Annotated in this window: 18 protein-coding genes, 1 other RNA gene and 2 pseudogenes; 11 read left to right on the plus strand and 10 right to left on the minus strand. The window is 63.5% G+C overall.

The genetic code is table 11. The features are described from left to right. Nucleotides 1-210: 210 nt before the first annotated feature. Nucleotides 211-1,356: an ROK family protein gene (locus tag NX05_RS20015; protein ID WP_026112418.1), complete on the plus strand. Its 1,146-nt coding sequence runs from the start codon at nucleotides 211-213 to the stop codon at nucleotides 1,354-1,356. Nucleotides 1,357-1,376: 20 nt separating this feature from the next. On the opposite strand, the gene NX05_RS20020 is transcribed toward NX05_RS20015, so the two are convergent. The 6 genes from NX05_RS20020 to NX05_RS20045 form a co-directional block, all read right to left on the minus strand. After that, nucleotides 1,377-2,084 carry a hypothetical protein gene (locus NX05_RS20020; protein ID WP_039437636.1) on the minus strand — a complete coding sequence of 236 codons (708 nt, stop codon included), beginning with the start codon at nucleotides 2,082-2,084 and terminating at the stop codon, nucleotides 1,377-1,379. 175 nt (nucleotides 2,085-2,259) lie between these two features. Next, nucleotides 2,260-3,144: a peptidylprolyl isomerase gene (locus NX05_RS20025; protein WP_039437510.1), complete on the minus strand. Its 885-nt coding sequence runs from the start codon at nucleotides 3,142-3,144 to the stop codon at nucleotides 2,260-2,262. 81 nt (nucleotides 3,145-3,225) lie between these two features. Continuing rightward, nucleotides 3,226-4,236 (minus strand): glycerophosphodiester phosphodiesterase family protein, encoded by a 1,011-nt coding sequence (locus NX05_RS20030; RefSeq protein WP_017118524.1) that lies wholly within the window; start codon nucleotides 4,234-4,236, stop codon nucleotides 3,226-3,228. A gap of 605 nt (nucleotides 4,237-4,841) precedes the next feature. Continuing rightward, nucleotides 4,842-6,569, minus strand: coding sequence for a cation acetate symporter (locus NX05_RS20035; RefSeq protein ID WP_010374365.1), 1,728 nt, complete (start codon nucleotides 6,567-6,569; stop codon nucleotides 4,842-4,844). Beyond that, on the minus strand, nucleotides 6,566-6,883 hold the full coding sequence (locus tag NX05_RS20040) for a DUF485 domain-containing protein (RefSeq protein ID WP_039437514.1): 318 nt from the start codon (nucleotides 6,881-6,883) through the stop codon (nucleotides 6,566-6,568). Before NX05_RS20040 ends, NX05_RS20035 begins: the two co-directional genes overlap by 4 nt. Before the next feature lie 85 nt (nucleotides 6,884-6,968). Continuing rightward, a complete protein-coding gene (locus NX05_RS20045; RefSeq protein ID WP_039437517.1) occupies nucleotides 6,969-8,351 on the minus strand; it encodes a DcaP family trimeric outer membrane transporter in 1,383 nt (460 codons plus the stop codon). Between the two features lie 297 nt (nucleotides 8,352-8,648). Here NX05_RS20045 and acs point away from each other — a divergent pair, with 297 nt between their 5' ends. Together acs and NX05_RS20055 are read left to right on the plus strand one after the other, a co-directional pair. Then, complete coding sequence (gene acs, locus NX05_RS20050; RefSeq protein ID WP_039437520.1) at nucleotides 8,649-10,592, plus strand: acetate--CoA ligase; 1,944 nt, start codon at nucleotides 8,649-8,651, stop codon at nucleotides 10,590-10,592. A 293-nt stretch (nucleotides 10,593-10,885) separates the two neighbouring features. Next, nucleotides 10,886-11,554: a response regulator transcription factor gene (locus tag NX05_RS20055; protein ID WP_010374372.1), complete on the plus strand. Its 669-nt coding sequence runs from the start codon at nucleotides 10,886-10,888 to the stop codon at nucleotides 11,552-11,554. Nucleotides 11,555-11,957: 403 nt separating this feature from the next. Here the strand turns inward: NX05_RS20055 and NX05_RS25305 are convergent. Beyond that, nucleotides 11,958-12,050: pseudogene (locus NX05_RS25305) on the minus strand (DUF4424 family protein); the annotation flags it as partial. A gap of 60 nt (nucleotides 12,051-12,110) precedes the next feature. On the opposite strand from NX05_RS25305, the gene NX05_RS20180 reads away from it, so the two are divergent. Continuing rightward, a non-coding RNA gene (locus tag NX05_RS20180) (sX9 sRNA) lies at nucleotides 12,111-12,186 on the plus strand. Nucleotides 12,187-12,239: 53 nt separating this feature from the next. Here NX05_RS20180 and NX05_RS25100 read toward each other — a convergent pair. After that, a pseudogene (locus NX05_RS25100) lies at nucleotides 12,240-13,006 on the minus strand (DUF4424 family protein); the annotation flags it as partial. 490 nt (nucleotides 13,007-13,496) lie between these two features. Between NX05_RS25100 and NX05_RS20065 the strand changes: the two are divergent. From NX05_RS20065 to NX05_RS20095, 7 genes are all read left to right on the plus strand, one after another. Next, nucleotides 13,497-14,060, plus strand: a complete 564-nt coding sequence (locus NX05_RS20065; protein WP_017115910.1) for a peroxiredoxin family protein — start codon at nucleotides 13,497-13,499, stop codon at nucleotides 14,058-14,060. A gap of 3 nt (nucleotides 14,061-14,063) precedes the next feature. Further along, nucleotides 14,064-14,267, plus strand: a complete 204-nt coding sequence (locus NX05_RS20070) for a hypothetical protein (protein WP_010374380.1) — start codon at nucleotides 14,064-14,066, stop codon at nucleotides 14,265-14,267. An 827-nt stretch (nucleotides 14,268-15,094) separates the two neighbouring features. Further along, nucleotides 15,095-16,105 (plus strand): aldo/keto reductase, encoded by a 1,011-nt coding sequence (locus tag NX05_RS20075; protein WP_039437523.1) that lies wholly within the window; start codon nucleotides 15,095-15,097, stop codon nucleotides 16,103-16,105. Further along, on the plus strand, nucleotides 16,102-16,974 hold the full coding sequence (locus tag NX05_RS20080) for an amidohydrolase family protein (protein ID WP_039437526.1): 873 nt from the start codon (nucleotides 16,102-16,104) through the stop codon (nucleotides 16,972-16,974). Before NX05_RS20075 ends, NX05_RS20080 begins: the two co-directional genes overlap by 4 nt. Then, the gene (locus NX05_RS20085; protein WP_010374387.1) at nucleotides 16,971-17,741 is read left to right on the plus strand and encodes an SDR family oxidoreductase; all 771 of its coding nucleotides are present in this window, start codon (nucleotides 16,971-16,973) and stop codon (nucleotides 17,739-17,741) included. The genes NX05_RS20080 and NX05_RS20085 overlap by 4 nt, the downstream gene beginning before the upstream one ends. 169 nt (nucleotides 17,742-17,910) lie before the next feature. Further along, the gene (locus tag NX05_RS20090) at nucleotides 17,911-18,768 is read left to right on the plus strand and encodes a fumarylacetoacetate hydrolase family protein (RefSeq protein ID WP_039437529.1); all 858 of its coding nucleotides are present in this window, start codon (nucleotides 17,911-17,913) and stop codon (nucleotides 18,766-18,768) included. 674 nt (nucleotides 18,769-19,442) lie between these two features. Next, nucleotides 19,443-20,762, plus strand: a complete 1,320-nt coding sequence (locus NX05_RS20095) for an L-fuconate dehydratase (RefSeq protein WP_039437532.1) — start codon at nucleotides 19,443-19,445, stop codon at nucleotides 20,760-20,762. 465 nt (nucleotides 20,763-21,227) lie between these two features. Here the strand turns inward: NX05_RS20095 and NX05_RS20100 are convergent, their stop codons facing one another. Then, nucleotides 21,228-21,587 (minus strand): L-fucose mutarotase, encoded by a 360-nt coding sequence (locus tag NX05_RS20100; protein WP_039437535.1) that lies wholly within the window; start codon nucleotides 21,585-21,587, stop codon nucleotides 21,228-21,230. 2 nt (nucleotides 21,588-21,589) lie between these two features. Further along, on the minus strand, nucleotides 21,590-22,891 hold the full coding sequence (fucP, locus tag NX05_RS20105; protein ID WP_039437538.1) for an L-fucose:H+ symporter permease: 1,302 nt from the start codon (nucleotides 22,889-22,891) through the stop codon (nucleotides 21,590-21,592). Nucleotides 22,892-22,932: the final 41 nt, after the last annotated feature.

Raw genomic sequence — 22,932 nt, forward strand, 5'->3', positions numbered from 1 at the left:
GGCTGGCGCATCTGGCGCTTGCCACCACTTAGCGACGCAGGGTCGGCGCCTACTCGCAGGTGGCACCGATGAGGGCAATTGGTGCCCGTGAGCGAAGGCATAACGTTGTCATCTGCAAGTGACGGTGGCTATCAGTTCAATAACTTACTGTGAATTAATTAGCTCGGCCGAAGTGGGTAAGCTAGCGCTACCTCTATGACACAGCGAACCATGCCGTCATCAGTTGCCGTCGCGTTGCCGCCGCATTCGCCTGCGTTCCCGAGCCTGAGCCTTAACGAGCGCGACATGCTCGACCGCCTGCGTCTGGCCGGTGTGCTCACCCGTGCCGACCTTAGCCGCGGCAGCGGGCTGACTGTGCAGACCGCAGTGCGGCTGATCGAAGGTCTGCAGGCGCGCGGCATGGTGCAGATGGGTGAGGCGGTGGCGCGTAGCGGGCGAGGAAAGCCGGGCATGGCGGTGTCGCTGAATCCGGCCTACGGGCACACGCTGGGTATTTCCATCGCCACCGATGTGCTGACCCTAGCATTGGTGGATTTTTCCGGAGCAGTGCTCGCCGTCAGCGAGGTCGCGCTGACCGACACCACCTTGTACGGCGTGCTCACCCAGCTGCAGGCGGCCGATGCGGCGTTGCTGGCACGCGTAGACGATGCCGGCCCACGCCTGGGCATCGGCGTAGCGATGACCGGGTTCTTCACCGGCGAGGATGCTTTCATCAATCCGCCCGAACCGCTGCGCGCCCTGGGCCAGATCGCACTGTGCCCGTGGCTGGCCGAGGCGTTCGGGCAACCGGTATGGATGGATAACGATGGCAGCGTTGCCGCCGCTGGCGAGGCAATGCTGGGCGTGGGCCAACGCCATCGCGATTTCGCGTATCTGTATTTGAGTTACGGACTGGGCGGCGGCTTGGTCATCGACGGCCAAGTCATGCGGGGGGCACGCGGCAATGCCGGCGAATTTGCCGGCATGTTGCCTGCGCAGAAGCTGGAACGCGCCACCCTGGAATTGCTGCGTGAACTGCTGGCCGAAGACGGCGTGATCTTTGCCGATGTGCGCAGTTTGCTGGCCGCTTACGATCCGGCCTGGCCGGCGATCGAGCGCTGGATCGTCCGGAGCGCGCCGGGGCTGTCGTTGATCATTTCGGCCATCACGGCCGTGTGCGACCCCGAAGCCATCGTGTTTGGCGGACGCCTGCCATGCGATCTGGCGCGACGTCTGATCGCGGCGGTGCAGATCGACAACCTGCCACGGCGCGGCCAATCCCGCCCGATGCCGGTGCTGCTTCCGGCCGAAGCGCCTGCCGATGCCTGCGCGATTGGCGCGGCGACCTTGCCATTGCAGGCGCGTTACTTCCGCTGAGGCAGATGCTGCCTACGCGGCTAGCGTCCTTGCGGCGATGAGAGATACGCGCTCTGGTTAGCGGCAGCATCGCTGTCATTTCGTCGTTGCCGCAGGTGGCGGCAGCAATCGTCGAATAGCTCCACCGCCAGCGTGCGCGCTTGTTGCTGCTGCTGTTGAGCAAGCGCGTCCAACACTTCGTCCTCGGCCTGCAGTGGCGCAGTCGCCTCCAGCGCTCGCCCCGGCGGCTGGCGTGCGGCAAGTCGCCACGCCGCCGCATAGACCGGGTCGGGCGCATGCAGCAGCGGCGATTCCACTACTTGCGCCAAGGTATCGATGGCATCGCGGTGACCTGCCAATGCCAGCGCTTCCAGTTCGCTCACGATGACAGCCACCTCGCGCTCTGCATCCGGCGACAAGGTTGGCTGCGTGCGCGTAGGCGCTGCCGCCACAGCGCGCTGCATCAGGTCGGCCGCGCGTTGCGCCAGCAGATAGCGCTGGGCATCCACATCGCCGCGCGCGGCGGCGGTACGGAGCATCGCCTCGATCTGCAACGGCGTGCCCGCCACGCATCCGGCACGACCAGACAACCCTGCGGCACTCACCGCACCGCGCGCGATCTGCGCAGCCTGTTCGTGCTGACGTTCGCGGCAGGCACGTTGCTGCATCGCGTTGTCGAACAAGCTGGGCGATGCGCTGGTGGATGCCTGGCGTGATCGGGCGGCAATCGATGGGGCACTCGGCGTCATGGTGCGATCCTGCACGCGCGGCGCTTGGGGTGCACGCGACGCGTGCAGCGACCACGCACTAAACGCCAGCACCAGCACCGCCACGATCGCAACAACCATGCCCCGCCATGGCCAGGCTGATCGGTCGCCAAGCCCATGCGCCGTTTGCAGTGGGCTTGTCATCAGCTAACCCGCCTCAACGCAACGCCGCTTCCAGCGCGGCGTGATCGAAGCGCACCGGGTTGGCCTGACGCAGCTGTTCCAATGCGCCGGCGGCCGCCTGGTCGCGCAATTGCACCTCGATCTGTCCACGTGCGCTGTCCAGGGTTGCCGGTCGCCGCGCATCGACACGGATCAGGTGGTAACCCTCCGGGCCACGCACTGGGGCCGACACCTGCCCCACTGCCAGATCCTGCACCGGCGCGACAAACGCATCCGCCACATTGCGCAGGAAAATCGGCGACAGTTCGCCGCCTTCGGCCGCAGTACTGCCATCGTCGGATTCGCGCATCGCCAGTTCGGCAAATGGTGTACCGGACTCCAGCTGTTGCTTCAGGCGCTGCGCCCGGGCAAGCGCCTGAGCATCGGTCAGGGGCGTACCACGCCGCGCCTCACCCTGCGGCTTCAACGCCACGAACAAATGACTCAAGTGCACTTCATCATAATCGTGTGGGTGCGCATCGAATTGCGCTTTTATCTGCGAAGCATCGATACGCGCGCTTTCGCGTGCACGCGTCTGCACGGCCTTGGCCAGGATCGCATCGGTCGCCTGACGGATCCGTGCGGCCACGACCGGGTCGTCCTGCAAATGCACGCGCCGGGCCTGCTGCACCAGCAACAGGCGATCGGCGAATTCGCGCACAAACTCCGGATCGGCCGCACTGGCCGGATTGAAATCCTGTGGCAAGCCGGCCAGCGCAAGCGCGCGGTACTCCTGCGCATCGAGCGATTGTTTGCCGATCTGCAGCACCGGTGCCTGGTTGCTGCGGACATCGGATGCGGCAGTGGCGGCCTGCGCCACTGCCACGCAGAAGATCAGGCTCGCCGCTAGCGCGGCAGGCAACACACGTGTGGAAACCATACGACAACCTCCGTTAGACAAGAACCGACGACGGTCAGCGCCGCCGTCGGGTTCGGCCCGTGGGCCAACCAGATGCATGCGTTATTCGTGCTTGCCGCGCGCACGCAAATAAGCGATGGCGCCCTTCGGGTCATCGGTGGTGATCAGGCGGAAGTCCTCGTCGCGCGTGATGAAATCCAGACTGCCGCGATTGTCGGCCGTGTCGCGGCCGCCCGAGTAGGAGAAATACAGATCCGACAAGGCGTAGCAGCACGCGCCGCTGTTTTGATAGAACTTGCCGGCATACGGACCGTCGGGAATGGCCTGAAACACACCGACGCGATAGCCGCGCTCACGAATGAAGTCGGCATCGCTTTGCAACAAGCCACCGAGCTGCTTGACGTTGATTTCCATCGTCTGCTGGCCGTCGTTCATCCACGCCGAGATCGTCTGGCGCACGTTGATCTTGCCGAGCATGTTTGTGGTGAAGACCGGAATACCGACCATGCCGCTCCCGTCGGCACGGTAGGCAGCGCGGCTGGTGTACAGCGTTGCATTGACCTTGGCGGCAACATAGGTGCCGGACGCAACACCGAACGCGTCTTCGGCTGCCCTGCGGACGGCGCGTACCGTGGCCGCATCCTTGATGTCGAACACCATCGGTACGCGCAGGTTGTGCTGCCTGTAATAGGTGAACACCTCATCGACCCGCGGCACGTGATAGGCGGAGATGGTTCTGCGGTCTGGACTCAGCAGAAAAAGTGAACCGACCTGCGACCAGGGCGTCACCAGGATGGATGGATTCACGCCCTGATTGGTGATCGGGTCGTATTTAACGCCTGGATGCTGCTGCCACACCGTGGTGGTACGGCCAAGGTTGTAGTCGTGCAACAGGACCGGCACACCGTCGCTGGTGAGCTTGACGTCCAACTCCACGCCATCCATGCACTGGTCATTAGCAGCCTGCAACGCGCCGCGCGAATTCTCCGGCATATCGCGGATTCCCGAATAGCTTCCCCACAGACCGCGATGCGCCAGCACCGTCGTTTTATTGGCGCTATTGAACAGGATGGCATCCATTTTATTTGCGGTGGAGTCGTTACAGGCCGCCATCGCCAACTGTGGCAGGGCTGCCAATAGCACAAGCGTTCCAACGAGCCTGCATGCACGGGCCAGCGGATGGGTCTTACAAGAAGTCGTCATGTCTCTCGTCTCCAGAAGGAAGGAAGGTGCAGCACTGATGACGAGGACCGATGGGTCGACACCATCGATGCATTCGCCGGACCGCGCCCTCACTCCACCGACCAAGGCAGTGAGCGAGGGCGAGCCGGCCGTGATCGGCGGTCGACTCGGCGGGAAATTTACTTACTTTCGATGACTTAATTTCTTCGACGAGATGGCGGTTTGCTACCGGCGCGCAGAGATGGCGCACCGAGCGAACGAATGTCGACGATGTGGCAGGCAAGGCCGCAGGTTTCGCCTGCGCCGGCGCGATGACCGCGAAGACGAGGTGCAGATGCGGCACCGGGCGCGGCTTGCCCGCAGCAACTCAACGGTGCTCGGTCACCAGCAGATTCCGGACACGCAGGCCAGCAGCGCCCTGGCACCGTCTCGCGATTGCCGGGCCGTTTCGCCAAACATGCGGCAGCGTTGTCAAAAACGCAGAACGCCGGCACTGGGCCGGCGCTTGCGATCACACCAACAATGACGCTGGTCGATCAGTGACCGGACGCACTGCTGGCACCCAGGCCGGTTTCGGCACGGATCTGCTGCGCCTTGAACGCTGCGCGTTCGTTGGCGGCCTGCGGGCTGCGATCCAGCACCGAGAACAACCAAATGCCGACAAAGCCAATCGTCATCGAGAACAACGCCGGCGAGGTGTACGGGAACGGCGCCGAGCCGGCCGCATTGCCCAGCGTGTCCACCCACACCGATGGCGACAGGATCGTCAGCACCAGCGACGAGATCAGGCCCAGGAAACCACCGGCCACTGCGCCACGGGTGGTGCAGTTCTTCCACAACAACGACAGGATCAGCACCGGGAAGTTGGCCGAGGCGGCGATGGCGAATGCCAGCGACACCATGAAGGCCACGTTCTGCTTCTCGAACACGATGCCCAGCAGCACCGCGATCACGCCCAGCACCAGGGTGGTGGCACGCGAGACCTTGAGCTCGGAGCCAGGTGCCGGGTTGCCCTTCTTGATCACCGTGGCATACAGGTCATGCGACACCGCCGAGGCGCCGGACAGGGTCAGGCCCGCAACCACCGCCAGGATGGTGGCGAAGGCCACCGCCGAGATGAAGCCCATGAACACGTTGCCGCCCACTGCATTGCCGACCAGCACCGCCGCCATGTTGGCCGCACCCTTGCCGCCATGGATGGTGCCGGTGGCAACATCGGCGAACTGCGGGTTGGTCAACACCAGTGCGATGGCACCGAAGCCAATGATGAAGATCAGGATGTAGAAGTAGCCGATCCAGGTGGTCGCCCACAGCACCGACTTGCGTGCCTGCTTGGCATCGGGAACGGTGAAGAAGCGCATCAGGATGTGCGGCAGGCCGGCGGTGCCGAACATCAGCGCCATACCGAAGGAAATCGCCGAAATCGGGTCCTTCACGAAGCCACCCGGACCCATGATCGCCAGACCCGCTTTTGCCGCGTCCTCCGGCGATGCACCGCCGTTGGCCGCAATGGCGGTCTTCACCCGCACGCCCTCGGCAAACAGCGCCTCGAAGCTGAAGTTGAAGTGCCACATGATGGCCACGGCCATGAAGGTCACGCCGGTCAGCAGCAGCACGGCCTTGATGATCTGCACCCAGGTGGTTGCAGTCATGCCGCCGAACAGCACGTAGATCATCATCAGCACGCCGACCAGGGTCACCGCCACCCAGTAGTCCAGGCCGAACAGCAACTTGATCAACGCACCGGCGCCGACCATCTGTGCGATCAGATAGAACAGCACCACCACCAGCGTGCCCGACGCCGCAAAGCTACGGATCGCAGTCGGCGCGAAGCGGTAACCGGCCACGTCGGCGAAGGTGTACTTGCCGAGGTTGCGCAGGCGTTCTGCCATCAGGAAGGTCAAGATGGGCCAGCCGACCAGAAAGCCGATCGCATAGATCAGACCGTCGTAGCCGTTGGCCATCACCGCAGCGGTAATACCCAGGAACGAAGCCGCCGACATGAAGTCGCCGGCGATCGCCAGGCCATTCTGGAAGCCGGTGATGCCACCGCCGGCGGTATAGAAGTCAGCGGCCGACTTGGTCTTGGCCGCCGCCCACTTGGTGATCCACAAGGTGCCCAGCACGAAGAAGCCGAACATGCCGATTGCCACCCAGTTGGTGGGTTGCTTGTCGACCTGGCCCATGTCACCGCCGGCTGCCAGCGCGATGCCGGCAGGCAGCAGACCGGCAAGTATCAGAAGAAGGCGCGAATACTTGCTCATTTGCGGGCTTCCTCCAGGATCTGCGCGGTCAGCTGGTCGTAAGTACTGTTGGCGCGACGCACGTAGATAGCGGTAATGACGATGGTGAACATCATCACTCCGATCGCGATCGGAATGCCGATCGAGGTCACGCCGGCACCGATCGGCTTGGCGAGGAATTCCTTGTCGAACGCGATCAGGCCGATGTAGCCGTAATAGGCCAGCAACATCAGCACGGTGAGTGTCCAGCCCAGCGTATTTCGCTGACGCTTGAGTGCCTGGTACTTCGGATTGGCGTCGATCTTGGCGATCAACGCTTCATTCGAGACGGTCATGGTCTGTCTCCTGGTAGAGCGCTGGTAAAACGAAGGATGCGACGCCCGCTCCACCGCAATGGAGCAGGCCGCCGGTGGCAGCAACTTAGAAGCTGTACTTGGTGGTGAACTGCAGCCGCGAGATGTCGCCGCTGTCGCCGTTTTCGGCTTCGCGCCGGCCGTACATCAGCTCGGCGCCCACATCCACCTTCGGCAATGGCGAATAGAACACGTTGGCGCGGATGCTCTGCTGCGACTTGCTGGCCAGCCCGCCGGTGTTGGCCAGCGAGTGGTCGTAATCCGCGCGCGAATACATGATGGTGCTGCGCAGCTTGGCGGTGTAGTCGTGGCGCCAGGCTACCCAGCCGGCAACTGTGCTGACGGTCTGGATATTGCCGTCGATATCGATCTCCACATCCGAGCCGTTGCCCAGGCCCAGATAGCGCCCCAGGCCTTCGCCGTAGCTGAGTTGGTAACGCAGATCGTTATTGGAGTTGATGATCCAGCGGCCGCCGCCGGCGATGGCGCCGCCGAAATCGGTGTCGTTGGTCAACGTGCTGCGGGTGCGGTACTGACGCGCAATGGCCGACAGACCGAACGTGCCCCAGGTGCCCTTCCAGTTGTAGCGCGCGGTCAGGTCCGGCATCGCGCCGTGGTCCGAGGCCAGGATGGTGTTGCCACCCTGATACGGCGTGGTCAGCGTCTCGGGGTTTTCGGCCGACACGCTGAAGGCGCCGCGGGTGTAACGAATCTGGGTCTGACGGCTGAACAACGCACCGTCGGTCGGCCCGACGATATCGGCCGCTTCCGGAAGAATCGTGGGATCGATGAAGTTGGACCAGGTCTGACCGGCCAGCCAGTTGTTCCAGCTCATGTAAGCGTGCCGCAAGGTGCCGCCGTAGAGATTGTTGACCTGGTTGGCCAGCGCATTGCCGAAGAAATCGATTTCGATGAAGCCGGTGAGCTTGTCGCCGTTTTCGGTGACGGTATCCACGCCCAGGTTGAAGCGCGAGAACTTGGCATGGAAGTCGGTGTCGGTGCTGGAGGCTTGCCCGCCGACCGGTGTCTGGGTCGGGATGTACAGGTAACGCCCAACCGCACCTTCAGGCAATGCGCCGTCGCTGGTGCGGGTGGTCATGAAGTCGGCCTTGATGAAACCACCGTAACGGAACGTTGTCCCCGGCAACGCGTTCGGTGTGATGCTGGTCAGTTGGATCGGCTTCTTGCCGGCAGGCACCACCGGTGCAGGCGGCGTCTGTGCCTGCAAGGTGCGCACTTCGCTAACCTGGGTCTGCGTCTGAACGATCTGGCCCTGCTGCTGTTGCTGCGCAGAAACCAACAGCTGGACTTGACGCTCGAGCTCGGCGATGCGCGCTTCCAGTGCCTTTTCCTTGGACGTCTGTGCGAACGCCACGCCCGGCAAAATGGTGGCAACGAACAAGGCGGCCGCCAACGGATGGCGCACCAGCGGTGCAATACGGTGTTTCATGAAACCCTCTCCCCAATGAAGGCCTCGCGCTTGATGGCGATGCTGTGCGGAGCGTGAGGCAGTCCGCGCTTCGCGGACTATTCGCCTTTGGTCGTAGCTGCAACGCAGCATTCTGCAAGATGACCGATGGTCGCGCTGCGGCCCGCACTGGATGTGCCCTGGTGCACTTCCCGAGGGTTACGACCATGGTCTAAGGCGTCGTTGGCCGACGGGACAGAATGGATGCGGCACACTGATTGTCTACCGAGGGCAGCTGCAACGCCCTCTTCCCACAAGTTCATCGCAAGTGAGGGTGCCATGGCTGATGTTTATCCCGTCGATCCCGCGTTCGCCGCCGATGCGCGCGTGACGCGCGAGCAGTACGCCGCGCTGTATCGCGAATCGATCGAACACCCCGAGCAGTTCTGGGGCAAGGCCGCGCAGCGGTTGGAATGGTTCAAGCAACCCACCCAAGTCAAGGACGTCAGCTACGCGCTGGACGACTTCCATATCCGCTGGTTCGGCGATGGCGAGCTCAATGCCAGCGTCAACTGCCTGGACCGCCAGCTGGCCACGCGCGGCGACAAGACCGCGCTGCTGTTCGAACCCGACAGCCCGGGCGCGGCGTCGTACCCGGTCACCTATCGCGAGTTGTACGAGCGCGTCTGCAAGCTGGGCAATGCGCTGCGTAACCTGGGCGTCAAGAAGGGCGACCGGGTCACCATCTATCTGCCGATGATTGTCGATGCGGCCGTGGCCATGCTCGCCTGCGCGCGCATCGGTGCGGTGCACTCGGTGGTGTTCGGCGGCTTTGCTGCCAACTCGATCGCCGACCGCGTGATCGATTGCCAGAGCAAGCTGATTATCACCGCCGACGAAGGCCTGCGCGGCGGCAAGAAGATTCCGCTCAAGGCCAATGTCGATGCAGCGCTGAAGATTTCCGGCACCGACACGGTCGAAACCGTGCTGGTGGTGCGCCACACCGGTGGTGCGGTGGAGATACAGGCACCGCGCGACCGCTGGTTTCATGATGTGGTCGACGGCCAGCCGGCCGAGTGCGAACCCGAGCGAATGAACGCCGAAGACCCGCTTTTCATCCTCTACACGTCCGGCTCCACCGGCAAACCCAAGGGCGTGCTGCACACCACCGCCGGCTATCTGTTGTTTGCCAGCTACACCCATGAAGTGGTGTTCGACCTGCGCGAGGACGACATCTACTGGTGCACTGCGGATGTGGGTTGGGTTACCGGCCACAGCTACATCGTCTACGGCCCGCTTGCCAATGGCGCCACCGCGGTGATGTTCGAAGGCGTACCCAATTACCCGAACGTGTCGCGCTTTTGGGAAGTGATCGACAAGCATCAGGTCACCATTTTCTACACCGCGCCCACCGCCATTCGCGCGCTGATGCGCGATGGCGCGGAACCGGTCAAGAAGACCTCGCGCAAGAGCCTGCGCCTGCTCGGCAGCGTCGGCGAGCCGATCAATCCGGAAGCCTGGCGCTGGTATTACGAAGTGGTCGGCGACAGCCGCTGCCCGATCGTTGACACCTGGTGGCAGACCGAAACCGGCGGCATTCTAATTTCGCCGCTGGCTGGCGCGGTCGACCTCAAGCCGGGCTCGGCCACCCTGCCGTTCTTTGGCGTGCAGCCGGCGCTGGTGGATGCCGAAGGCAAGATTCTGGAAGGCGCCACCGAAGGCAATCTGGTGTTGCTGGATTCGTGGCCGGGCCAGATGCGTAGCGTGTATGGCGACCACCAGCGTTTCATCGACACCTATTTCCGCACCTATCCGGGTAGCTATTTCACCGGCGACGGTTGCCGGCGCGATGCTGACGGCTATTACTGGATCACCGGCCGCGTGGACGATGTGATCAACGTCTCCGGCCACCGTATCGGCACCGCCGAAGTGGAAAGCGCACTGGTCTCGCACCCCAAGGTTGCCGAAGCGGCCGTGGTCGGCTTCCCGCACGACGTCAAGGGCCAGGGCATCTATGCCTATGTCACCCTGATCGCCGGCGAGACTCCGAGCGACGAACTGCATAAGGAACTGGTGAGCTGGGTGCGCAAGGAGATCGGCCCGATCGCCTCGCCGGATCACCTGCAGTGGGCCCCCGGCCTGCCCAAGACCCGCTCGGGCAAGATCATGCGCCGCATCCTGCGCAAGATCGCCGAGAACGCCCCGGACCAGCTGGGCGATACCTCGACCCTGGCTGATCCGTCGGTGGTGGATTCGCTGGTCAATGAGCGTCTGGCGCGCTGACACGCTGGGAATGGGGAATCGGGGAATAGGGAATCGGTAGAGCGGTTCCCTGGTTGGCGGACGTTAGATTGGGTATGGGGGTTCGCAGAAGCGGGTTCCCTATCTCCCCAGCTTTCGCCGGCAGCTGCTGTCCTTCAACGCTGCCCCACTCAATTCGCTCCTCTGTTCTTTTATTCTCGTTTGCTGTCTATGCCGTTCGTTGTCCTTGCTGTCCTTGCTGCTTGCTTGCCACTGCTGGTGTTGCTGTTGCCTTTGCGATTCCCGATTCCCCACTCCCGATTCCCGGCTCCAGAATGACCACCCTGCTGATCGCTGATGACCATCCCCTGTTCCGTGAAGCCTTGCGCGGGGCGGTGCAACGCGTGATGCCGGGGGTGCAGTTGTTCGAGGCAGACACGGTGGATGCGTTGTACACGCTGGCCGATGCACAGCCGGATGCCGATCTGTTGCTGATGGATCTCAACATGCCGGGCGCGCAGGGGTTCAGTGCGTTGGTGCATATGCGCTCGCTGCATCCGCAGTTGCCGGTAGTGGTGGTGTCCGCACGCGAAGAACCCACCGTGATGCGGCGGGCGATCGACCATGGCGCGTTCGGATTCATTCCCAAATCTGCAGATTCGGACACCATCGGTCGCGCATTGGCCACCGTGCTCGATGGCGAGCGCTGGATCCCGGCCGAAGCGCAAAACCTGCCACCCACCGACAGCGAAGAACGCGAGGTCGGCCAGCGTCTGCGCGATCTCACTCCTCAACAATTCCGCGTGCTGCAAATGCTGGGCGCCGGGCGCCTCAACAAGCAGATCGCCTACGATCTTGGCGTATCCGAAGCCACCATCAAGGCGCACGTCACCGCGATCCTGCGCAAGCTCGGCGTCACCAATCGCACCCAGGCCGTGCTGATGGCCGGCAAGCTCGCCATCGATGCCGACGGCATCGTGCTGCCGCCGCCGGAAGACGATTGACGCATGCCGGCGTCCGCCGCCGGCTAAGCGTGTCATCAAATAGGGGTCGCTCGCCGCACGCGACAGACGACTGCCGCGATGGGTGTGGTCAGTAAGGCCGCATCGCGCGCGAGCGCGCTCCTACGTACCGGCCCTGCGCGGCTGCAGCAATGAAGTGAACCTGTAGGAGCGTCCTCGGGCGCGACAGGCGTTATCAGCAACTCACGCATTGCCGCCATGCCATGCGCCTAATTCCCCGTTCGCGCTTTTCTCTACCGTCATCGTCTGGCGAGCTGCATGTTGGAAAGCGCTGACCGCAGCGCAATGACACCGACCTGCGCATGCGTGTGCACGATGGCGCTTTTCCTGAGAGGCAGTACGCGCACAGGTCTGCACGTCTGCGAGGATCCTGCCGTGAAATCTGCTCTGCCGCGCGCACGAACAGCACGTTTAAGTCGCGCATCGGTACGAAGTTGGACTGCTTGAAGTGGAAGGTCAGTGGGTCGATCTTTTTTAGAGCAGCTAACAAAACTACTGCGCAGCCGCCAGGCGGGCGCGGCCGGTGCTCGGAATCCTCATGTACCACTCGTACACTCCGGTTCCTGTGCGCCGCCCGCACCCGCCTGACGACTGCTCGCTACGTTTTGTTAGCCGCTCTTAGTTCGCCGTCCAAACACAGACTCAGGATGTCGCTGGGCGCCTGCTTGCGGATGGTCAGCTGGAAGTCCTTGATCGGGCCGTTCCAGTTCTTGCCGGTGGTGAGCACATAACGCAGGTTGGCCACCCCCAGACCGTACTTGCCTTCGCGGCGCTGCATGCTGGCTTTGCTGGCCGGTTCGATGCAGGTGTCTTTTGCGTAGGACTCCAGCAAATAGCTGCTGGCTGCGGGACGCCGGTTGACAAACTGGGCGTGTAGGTGTGGCGGATCTGCACGCTTCCTTTGGCAGGAAATGGCTGCTGCCAGACGAAGTACTCGTTGAGCGCGAAGCGAGGTTGCCCATCGCCATCGACCCAGCGCGCGGGCAGCGGCTTGCGTCCCTTCGGCGGCGTGGATGATTCGGTGAAGGCACAGACATCGTCCGGGGTTCAGCCGGTGGCGGCGAACGTCTTGGAGATATCGCTGCCGTCGTCCAGCAGCACCACCAGCTTGCGCGTGGTGGCGACCGGTTTGCCGTCGGCCCAGAGTTTGAAATCGGTCAGCGCATTGTGGTCGGCCATGCCGAAATACATCGGCGGCATCGGGAAGGCCACCGGCACGCTCAGGTCGCGCTCGCTGTGATTGGTGAACACGTAATCCACCTGCATGCGTTCTTCGCTGAGCAGCAGCGCTTCGTGGTCCATGTTGATGTCGGGCTGATACAGCAGGCAGATGGTGCCGTTGTCGTCGCCGAAACTGCTGTCATTGGCCTGTGCGGCATTGCAGGCAAGCAGTGCCAGCACGCACAGCCGAACGGAAAACGCCATCGCGCCCATTACATGATTCTTGAAAGGCCGGCACGCACCCACGTGCCGTGCTGCACAGCATGCCACGAGCGGGCACGGCTGGATGCTGGCCAGCAATCAGCGCTGCGTGGGCAGCGAGTGTGGCAATCACTCTCTGGCTTCTCTTTGTGTTTCTGTCGTGCTGACTTGATACCGCTGCGTGCATCCGCCGTGGATCAGCCTGCAGACGCCGTTGGTTTGAGCCGCGCTTGCGTTCGACACTTTAATCAATTCGTGGATGCACAGACGCGCCGATGCCGCATTGCACGCTTGGCGCTTTACTGGATTGCGCAAACACCGATCCCAACGCAATGCATCAGTGACAAGCCCAAGTGCGCGGGCGTGATCGCATCCACAGCTGTATGCCGCGCGACATCGCAGTTGTCGATATCACCATTGACCATGCGTTGATGCTGGGCAAGGCTCGGGCACCCAGGACGCTGTTGGAGCTGGCATGGCACGACGTTTCCCTTGGCTCTGGATGGGCCTGCTGGTGACATGTGCATTGATTGCGGTGCTGGCGTGGCAGAACCGGCAGCTGCGCGTGCAGCAGCAATGGCTGCAGACGCGCATCAGCACACCGTATGAAGGCATGTACGTGCCGCGTATCGAAGTGACCGATGGCGATGGTCAGCGCCATGTGCTCGGCGCGCCGCAAGGGCCAGCGCAGGTGTTGTTCTTTTTCACCACCACCTGCCCGTACTGCCAGCGCTCGGCCCCAACCGTGCTGCGTGCGGCGCGGCAGCTGCAAGCCAACCTGCCGGGCCGGCCGCAGCTGCTAGGCGTGTGCCACTGCGACGCTGCGCAGGCTGCGCGCTATGCACATGTGCACGGTTTCGATTTTCCGGTGGTCACGTTGACCGATCGTCGCGCGCTGATGCTGTTTCGCGCGCGCAACGTGCCGCTACTGATGGCCATCGATGCAGAGGGGCGCGTGCGCCATTCCCATCTTGGCGTTTTCGATACCACGGAGCGGGTGCAGGAACTCGTCGCCGCCTTGCGCCACACGGACGCGCCAGCGGCTTTTGCAACGGTGAAGGAGTAATGCATGAAGAAGCGTTGGCTAACCTTACGCAGTGCGTTGATGGCGGCGACTTTTCTGGCAAGCACTGGATTCGGTGCCTTCCAGGTGATGGCGGTCGATAACGCACAGCCGAAAGTCGAATCATGTAGCGCATGGGCCTGCAAAGCCGAGTGTCCGGAATTTGGCGGCGATCTGGGCCAGGGCAACGTCTGCTACTGCTGCGGTTAACTGTGATCGAAAGAGCGACTGCGTAGCTGCCAAACAGAAACGCTCCGCGCGTGGAATCGGCCTGTCGCACGCGTACACCCGGTTCTTCGCACTGTCCGTATTCCGCGGGCACTACGCGACGTATCGATGGTCGCTGTAAGGCCTGACGGCGAGGTCCCCCCGGGCCTCGCCGTTTGACGCTATCGCTGCGTGGCGCGACGCGCACGCACGCACGCACGCACGCAAATGCGTAATCGCGCAAGTCGCGCAATCCCGCGTTGTTTTGTCGGGCGTTGTACACGCCGACTGGCAGGCTCAAACCGCCAGCGAACACGTCGTGACGCAATCCGGATACCCCTATGCGGGTGCGGGTCGGAGGGACGCATCCACTGCCGGCCGTCATCCAAGGAGAATTCGATTCCACCCATTGATGATGGTTGGTAAGGTGCACGCGGATGCGCCGATGCGTTTTGGCCACACGTGCCATGACGTCTTCTTCATCCACGCGACCGAGGTCGGTGCAGCCGGCGATCTTCAGATCAAGCGGTACGCTCCATAGCCCGCGGCTTGCGTCGGCCACGATTACGAAGATCGACACGCCGTTGTCCGGATTGGCCCGATCACGCCGGCTGCGGAATTCGACAGAGCGATGCGTGTCTGTACAAAGGTCGGCAAGCCGGCACCGCCACAATGCTGCACTGCAGCGTGATCTGTTCATTGATGATTGCCATATTCATATGCGAACAGCCGGGCACCTGCTGGCTGGTGGATGTTGTGATGCTTAACCCCTGCTTTCCAGATTCCCAATACGCGTGCTGCGCTTCCGCCCTGCTTGCGGAGCGGCGCGCGTGAGCGGCGTGGCACGGCAGCGTCTCGGCAGCACCAACGTGCAGCTATCGGCACTGGGCTTCGGCGCCGCGCCGATCGGCAACCTGTACACGGAAGTGGATGAGGCAGACGCACTGGCCGCGATTGCAGGCGCGTTCGAGGCTGGCATCCGTCATTTCGATACTGCGCCCTACTACGGCTACGGACTGAGCGAAGCGCGTCTGGGCCGTGGCTTGGCTGGCGTCGCGCGCGCGGACTACACGCTGTCGACCAAGGTCGGCCGCTGCGTCTACGACGACGGCCGGGCCGTTGCCGGCCGCGATGGTTTTGCCGTGGCCGGGCGGCGCGCCGAGTTCGATTACAGCGCCGACGGCGTGCGGCGTGCGTTCGCTTCCAGCCTGGAGCGCCTGGGCACCGACTACATCGACGTACTGCTGCTGCACGACATCGGTGCGCTGACCCACGGCGACAACCACGCTCACGTGCTGCGCCAGGCCTTGGAGGAGGCCTTGCCGGCGATGGTGGAGCTGAAGGCGGCCGGCGCGTGCGGGGCGATCGGGCTGGGCGTCAACGAGCAGGACGTGGCACTGGAGGTGTTGCCGCGTTTTCCGCTCGACTGCGTGATGCTGGCCGGCCGTTACACGCTGCTGGAACAGCACGGCGCGCGCGCGCTGCTGGAGCAGGCGCAGCAACGCAACGTGGCGATCCTGTCGGCCGGCCCGTACAGCTCCGGCCTGCTCAGCGACGCACGCGGCCCCGGCGCCACCTACAACTACGCCCCGGTCGATGCCACCACGCTGCAGCATGCGCAGCGGCTGTACGCGGCCTGCGCGGCGTTCGGGGTGGATATCGGTACGGCGGCCTTGCAATTCCCGCTGGCGCATCCGGCGGTGACCACGGTGGTGGCCGGCATGCGTACCGTGGCCGAAGTGCAATCGGCGGCCACGCGGCTTGCGGCCGCGATTCCAGCCGAGCTGTGGCAACGCCTGCGCGATGATGGCCTGCTCGATGCGGACCTGCCCACGCCATGAGCCGGGTCGACGCGCATCTGCATTTCTGGCACCTGGCCCGTGGCGATTACCATTGGCTGACGCCCGAGCTGGCGCCGCTGTACCGCGACTTCGGCCCGGACGATGCCGGCGCTGTGCTGGACGCTGCCGATGTCGAGCACGTGGTGGTGGTGCAGGCTGCCGCCACCGAGGCCGAGACCTGTTACCTATTCGAGCTGGCCCGGGATGACGCGCGCATTGCTGGCGTGGTCGGTTGGGCGGACTTCGCCGCGCCCGATGCGGCTGCACGTATCGGCGCGCTGGTGCGTGCCGGCGGCGGCCTGCTCAAGGGCCTGCGCCCGATGGTGCAGGACATCGCCGACGTGCACTGGCTGGCCGATCCCGCGCTGGATGCCGCCTTCGATGCACTGCTGGCGAACGAGTTGGCCTTCGACGCCTTGATCCGTGCCGCGCACGTACCGGCACTGCAGACGCGCTTGAAGCGCCATCCGGGCTTGCGCGTGGTGGTCGATCACGGCGGCAAGCCGCAGATTGCCGCCGGCGAATTTGTTGCCTGGGCCGCCGGCATGGCCGTTCTGGCGCAGCATCCCAATGTGCATTGCAAACTCTCCGGCCTGCTGACCGAAGCCGCGCGCGGCGCTGGCGTGGACGCGCTGGAGCCATATGTTGCGCATCTGTTCGCCCGCTTCGGCCCGCAGCGTTTGCTGTGGGGCAGCGACTGGCCAGTGCTGACATTGCGCGCCGATTACGCGCACTGGTTCGCGCTCGCACAGCAACTCGTCACCCGGCACGCCGCCGAGCACGCGGCAGCCATCTTCGGCGACAACGCACGCACGTTCTATCGTCTGCCACGGCCGGCGGCCCCCACCCACGGAACCTCATCGGTATGACTGTCTCGATCCCCACCACTCCCAACACCCGTCTGCAGGGCAAGCGTTGCCTGATCACCGCCGCCGGTGCCGGCATCGGCCGCGAAAGCGCGCTGGCCTGCGCGCGTGCCGGCGCACAGGTGATCGCCACCGACATCGACGCCGCTGCATTGCAAGCGCTGGCTGCCGAATCGGATGCGATCACTACGCAACTGCTCGACGTCACCGACGCTGCCGCGATTGCCGCAGTGATCCAGGCACACGGCCCGTTCGACGTGTTGTTCAACTGCGCCGGCTTCGTGCATCAGGGCAGCATTCTCGATTGCGAGGAACCGGCCTGGCGCCGCTCGTTCTCGATCAATGTCGACGCGATGTACTACACCTGCAAGGCGGTGTTGCCGGGCATGCTCGCGCGCGGCCGCGGCAGCATCATCAACATGTCTTCGGTTGCCTCCAGCATCAAGGGCGTGCCGAACCGCTTCGTGTACGGCGTGACCAAGGCCGCGGTGATCGGCCTGAGCAAGGCGATCGCCGCCGACTACGTGGCGCAGGGCGTGCGTTGCAACGCAATCTGCCCGGGCACCATCAAGACGCCGTCGCTGGGCGAGCGCGTCAAAGCCCTGGGCGGCGACGAACAAGCGGTATGGAAGAGCTTCACTGATCGCCAGCCGATGGGCCGCCTGGGCGACCCGCGCGAGATTGCGCAGTTGGTGGTGTACCTGGCTTCGGACGAATCGTCGTTCACCACCGGCCAGACCCACATCATCGATGGCGGCTGGTCCAACTGAGCACGGCAACGACGCACGCTGCCGCCCGCCACACACGTGGGCGCGGCGATTGCGTGATGCGATCTGCAGCGCGCGTCCGCTTCGATGTGAGCACAGTGTCCTTACCTACCCGATGCACGCGCGCTAGGTTTGCTAGCCGCTCCACTTCTCCTCTGCAAAGGAAGACCGCATGAAACTCGTACGCATTGGCGCCGAAGGCCACGAACGCCCTGGCCTGATCGACAGCGAAGGCCGCATCCGCGACCTCAGCGGTGTGATCGACGATGTGGCCGGCGAGCACATCACCAACGCCGGCCTGGAAAAACTACGCGCACTGGACTTGACCACGCTGCCGTTGATCGAAGGCGAGGTACGCTACGGCGCAGCAGTCGGCCGTATCGGCAAATTCATCTGCGTGGGGTTGAACTACGCCGACCACGCCGCCGAATCGGGCATGGAAGTGCCCAAGATGCCGATTCTTTTCATGAAGGCCACCACTGCGGTGTGCGGCCCCAACGACACGGTGATCATCCCGCGCGGCTCGGTGAAGAGCGACTGGGAAGTGGAGCTGGGTGTGGTGATCGGCGATGTGGCGCGCGATGTGTCGGTGGACGAAGCGCTCAACCATGTGGCCGGCTACGCGGTGATCAACGATTTGTCCGAGCGCGAATTCCAGCTCGAACACGGCGGCCAGTGGGTCAAGGGCAAGAGCGCCGACACCTTCGGCCCGATCGGCCCGTGGCTGGTAACGCGCGACGAGATCGCCGACCCGCAGAACCTGTCGATGTGGCTGGAGGTCAACGGCCATCGCTACCAGAACGGCAGCACGCGCACGATGGTGTTCGGCGTGGCCGAACTGGTCAGCCACATCAGCCGCTACATGACGTTGATGCCGGGCGATGTGATCAGCACCGGTACCCCGCCGGGCGTGGGCCTGGGCCAGAAGCCGCCGGTGTACCTGAAGCCGGGCGATGTGATGGAACTGGAGATCGAAGGCCTGGGCCGTCAGCGTCAGCCGGTGGTGGCGCATCCGCGGGATGGGGGGTGAGGCAAACCTCACTTCGAAGGGGTGGGTGCGGCGAAGGCCCATGCAGTGCGAAGTGACACATCGCACAGTGCGGCTTAAATCTGCTCATGAAACCTGAGTGCTGCGTACAGATTGATCTGCAACAGGATGACCCTTGTTGCACCGACAAACTGGCCTGCTTGACGCCACGCGGCCTAAGCCCCTCTTCCACCGGGGCGCCAAGGCGCGGCGTGCGCGCCATTGGCGCGCGTGCCTTGAAGCGCCCGTGCTGCTGGCGCGGGCCGGGGCGCGGAGCGGGGGTTGGGGCGAAGGTACGTCGCCACGTAGTCGCGCAACTCGACGTCATGACATCTGTTGTTTGGTCTGACGTGTAGCCGCCTGTGCTAATGCGTCACAAACATGTTGCTTCTACCGAATTTGCTCCCGCGCTGAATGTCCAAACGGTGTAACGCTTCGATCGCAATACACAGTTGATCGTGCAGTCGATTCATTGGGCTGAGTTGCAAACGCATGAGTCACTGCAGCGCCTCAACACATCGGGCGCTACGCGGCCGCACCCTCACCCCTTTCCCGGTGGGAGAGGGGTGAGGGTGCAGTTCCCGGATTTATTCATCGCTTCAGATTTCGTCATCGCTTGATTCCGGTCATTTTTCTTTCATCCGTTTTATTTCCCACTTTCCATCGCCAGGACTTTCATGAGCACCATCGTCGCCCTCGATACCCACGACGTCCGCTTCCCCACCTCGCGCGAGCTGGATGGGTCGGATGCGATGAATCCCGATCCCGATTACTCGGCGGCTTATGTCGTGCTGCGCACCGATGCGGCCGATGACCTGGCCGGTTACGGCCTGGTGTTCACCATCGGCCGCGGCAACGACGTGCAGACCGCTGCGGTGGCGGCACTGGCCGAGCATGTGGTCGGCCTGCGCGTGGAAGACGTCATCGCCGACCTCGGCGCGTTCGCGCGCCGGCTCACCAACGATTCGCAGCTGCGCTGGCTCGGCCCGGAAAAGGGCGTGATGCATATGGCCATCGGCGCGGTGATCAACGCCGCGTGGGACCTGGCCGCGCGCGCCGCAAAAAAGCCGCTGTGGCGCTTCATTGCCGAACTCACGCCCGAGCAGTTGGTCGACACCATCGACTTCCGCTACCTCACCGACGCACTCACCCGCGACGAAGCGCTAACCATCCTGCACGATGCGCAACCGCAGCGCGCGCAACGTATCGCGCAGCTGCTCGAACAGGGCTACCCGGCCTACACCACTTCGCCCGGCTGGCTCGGTTACTCGGACGAGAAGCTGGTGCGGCTGGCGAAAGAAGCGGTGGCCGATGGCTTCCGCACCATCAAGCTCAAAGTTGGCGCCAATGTGCAGGACGACATCCGCCGTTGCCGCCTGGCCCGCGAAGCCATCGGTCCGGAGATTGCGATGGCGGTCGATGCCAATCAGCGCTGGGACGTGGGCCCGGCAATCGACTGGATGCGCCAGCTGGCCGAATTCAATATCGCCTGGATCGAAGAACCCACCAGCCCGGACGATGTGCTTGGCCACGCCGCCATCCGCCAGGGCATCACCCCGGTGCCGGTCTCCACCGGCGAGCACACCCAGAACCGCGTGGTGTTCAAGCAGCTGCTGCAGGCCGGCGCAGTGGATCTGATCCAAATCGACGCTGCACGCGTGGGCGGGGTCAACGAGAACCTCGCCATCTTGTTGCTGGCCGCAAAGTTCAACATCCGCGTGTTCCCGCACGCTGGCGGTGTTGGTCTGTGCGAGTTGGTGCAGCACCTGGCCATGGCCGACTTCGTGGCCATCACCGGCAAGATGGAAGACCGCGCCATCGAATTCGTCGACCACCTGCATCAACACTTCCTGGACCCGGTGCGCATCCAGCACGGCCGCTATCTGGCACCGGAAGTGCCAGGTTTCTCTGCAGAAATGCATGCATCCTCGATTGCGGAATTCAGCTACCCCGCTGGACGCTTCTGGGTCGAAGACCTGGCAGCAGCGAAGGCGTAATCCGGCGTCCTACACAGCGCACATCGCATCCATTGTAGGAGCGGCTTCAGCCGCGACGGGCGTTCTCGATTGCCTGATCACGCCTGAAGCCGTTTTTTCCCCGGGAATACCAGCGACCTTGAGCAGCGAATCTTTTTAGAACGGCTAATAAAACCTAGCGAGCGATCGTCCGGTGGCTGTGCACGGCGCAAAGCAACCGCAGGCCGCGCGTGTTTCATGTCGATTCCGAACATTGGCCATGCCCGCACCGCGGCTGCGCAGATGTCTTGTTAGCGGCTCCTGGTTAAAGCACGCGCGCACATCGGACTCAGAGCCTATCAGCGGCGAGCACGAAGACGCGGCACGTGGCATGGGACCCGAACGCCCCTGATAAATGTCTGCCGACACTGCGCACCTGGAGCGCACAATACGTAACGCTCGAGTGCGCAATCCACGCATCCACAACCCCAGGCAGAACAACCGCCGCTAGCGCTGCGCTTCAATCGCCTTACTCAGCGCAAAAATCCGTCCCGCCTCACGCCACTTCTCTCCTGGCGCACTGCCGGGCAGCGGCTTTTGAAACCGCCACATCAGCTCTTCCCATGCCTGGATGCGCGGGTCGGCCGCATCGCGCGCCGCTTTTGCGGTTGGGTCGTAGTTCTCGCTGACGTCCATCAGCATCACCAGCCGATCGCCGCTGCGAAAGATCTCCAGTTCCAGGATACCGGCCTGCTGCAACGAGGCCACCACTTCCGGCCACACCTCGGTGGGCTGATGCCAGCGCTCGTATTCGGCAATCAGCGCCGCATCGTGGTGTAGATCCAGCACATAACAAAGACGCGGCATGCTCAGGCTCCTGCAATCACGCGCGCTGTGCGGCGTGCGCGCAACGCGAACAACAAAATCACAGCAAAGCAGGCGCCTGGCACCACCATCGCCCAGTGGATACCGGCCATATCGGACACCGCGCCCATCACCGCAGTGAGCAACGCGCCGCCAATGATCGACATCACCAACAAGGACGAGCCCAGCTTGCGGGCATCGTCATGCATGCCGTCTAGCCCCAACGCAAAAATGGTCGGGAACATCACCGACATAAATACGCTCGCCGCCACCAGCGCATACAACCCGGTCCAACCAGGCAGCGCGATGGCCACCGTACACAGGATCAGATTGATCACCGCAAACGTTGCCAGCAGCTTCGCAGGTGCCAGATAGCGCAACAGCGCGGTGCCGATGAAGCGGCCGGCCATGAACAGCACCAGCGAAATGGTCAAGTAAGTGGCCGCGGTTTTTTCCGGCGTGCCGGGTACGGCATCTTGCAGGTAGCGAATCAGATAACTCCAGATGCCGACCTGCGCGCCCACGTAAAAGAACTGCGCCACTACCGAAAACACGAACAACCGATTACGCAGCAACTCGCTGAAGCGTGCGCGCTTGGGTGCCACGCCAGCGTCCGCATCCGGTGCGCCGGTGGGGAAGCGCACCAACGCAATCAGGATCGCCCACAGCACCACCACCGCACCGATGATCAGGTATGGCATCTGCACCGCCGACGATTCGGTGGCGAAGAACGCCTCGCGCGCGGCTGGCGCCATCGCTGCAAGCTCGGCCGGGGTGTGCTCCACGCCGGAGAAGATGAAGTGCTGGCCGACCAGCACGCCGGTGATCGACCCCAGCGGGTTGAACGCCTGCGCCAGGTTCAAGCGCCGCGCTGCGCCATCGGCAGGACCGAGCACGGTGACCAGCGGGTTGGCAGTTGTTTCCAGGAAGGCCAGGCCGCTGGCGATGACGAACAACGCCAGCAGGAACAGCCAGTACGTGTGTATCTGCGCAGCCGGATAGAACAGGAGCGCGCCGCAGGCGTACAGCAGCAGGCCCAGCACCACCGCCGCCTTGTAGCTGTAGCGGCGCATGAACATCGCCGCCGGCATCGCGAACACGAAATAGCCCATGTAGAAGGCGCTCTGCACCAACCCGGCCTGTAGATCGGTCAGTTCGAAGGCCTTCTTGAACTGCTTGATCAAGATGTCGTTGAGGTTGTTGGCCATGCCCCATAAAAAGAACAGGCTGACGATCAACAACAGGGGAACCATGGCGGTACGCCCCAGGTTGCCGCGCGGTGACGCGGCAATGTCACTGTGATGCATGCGACCGTTCCCCTCCCAAGGCTGTGGCGCTTGCGTTGCAA

The sequence above is a fragment of the Xanthomonas vasicola genome, assembly GCF_000772705.2.
Classification (GTDB): domain Bacteria; phylum Pseudomonadota; class Gammaproteobacteria; order Xanthomonadales; family Xanthomonadaceae; genus Xanthomonas; species Xanthomonas vasicola.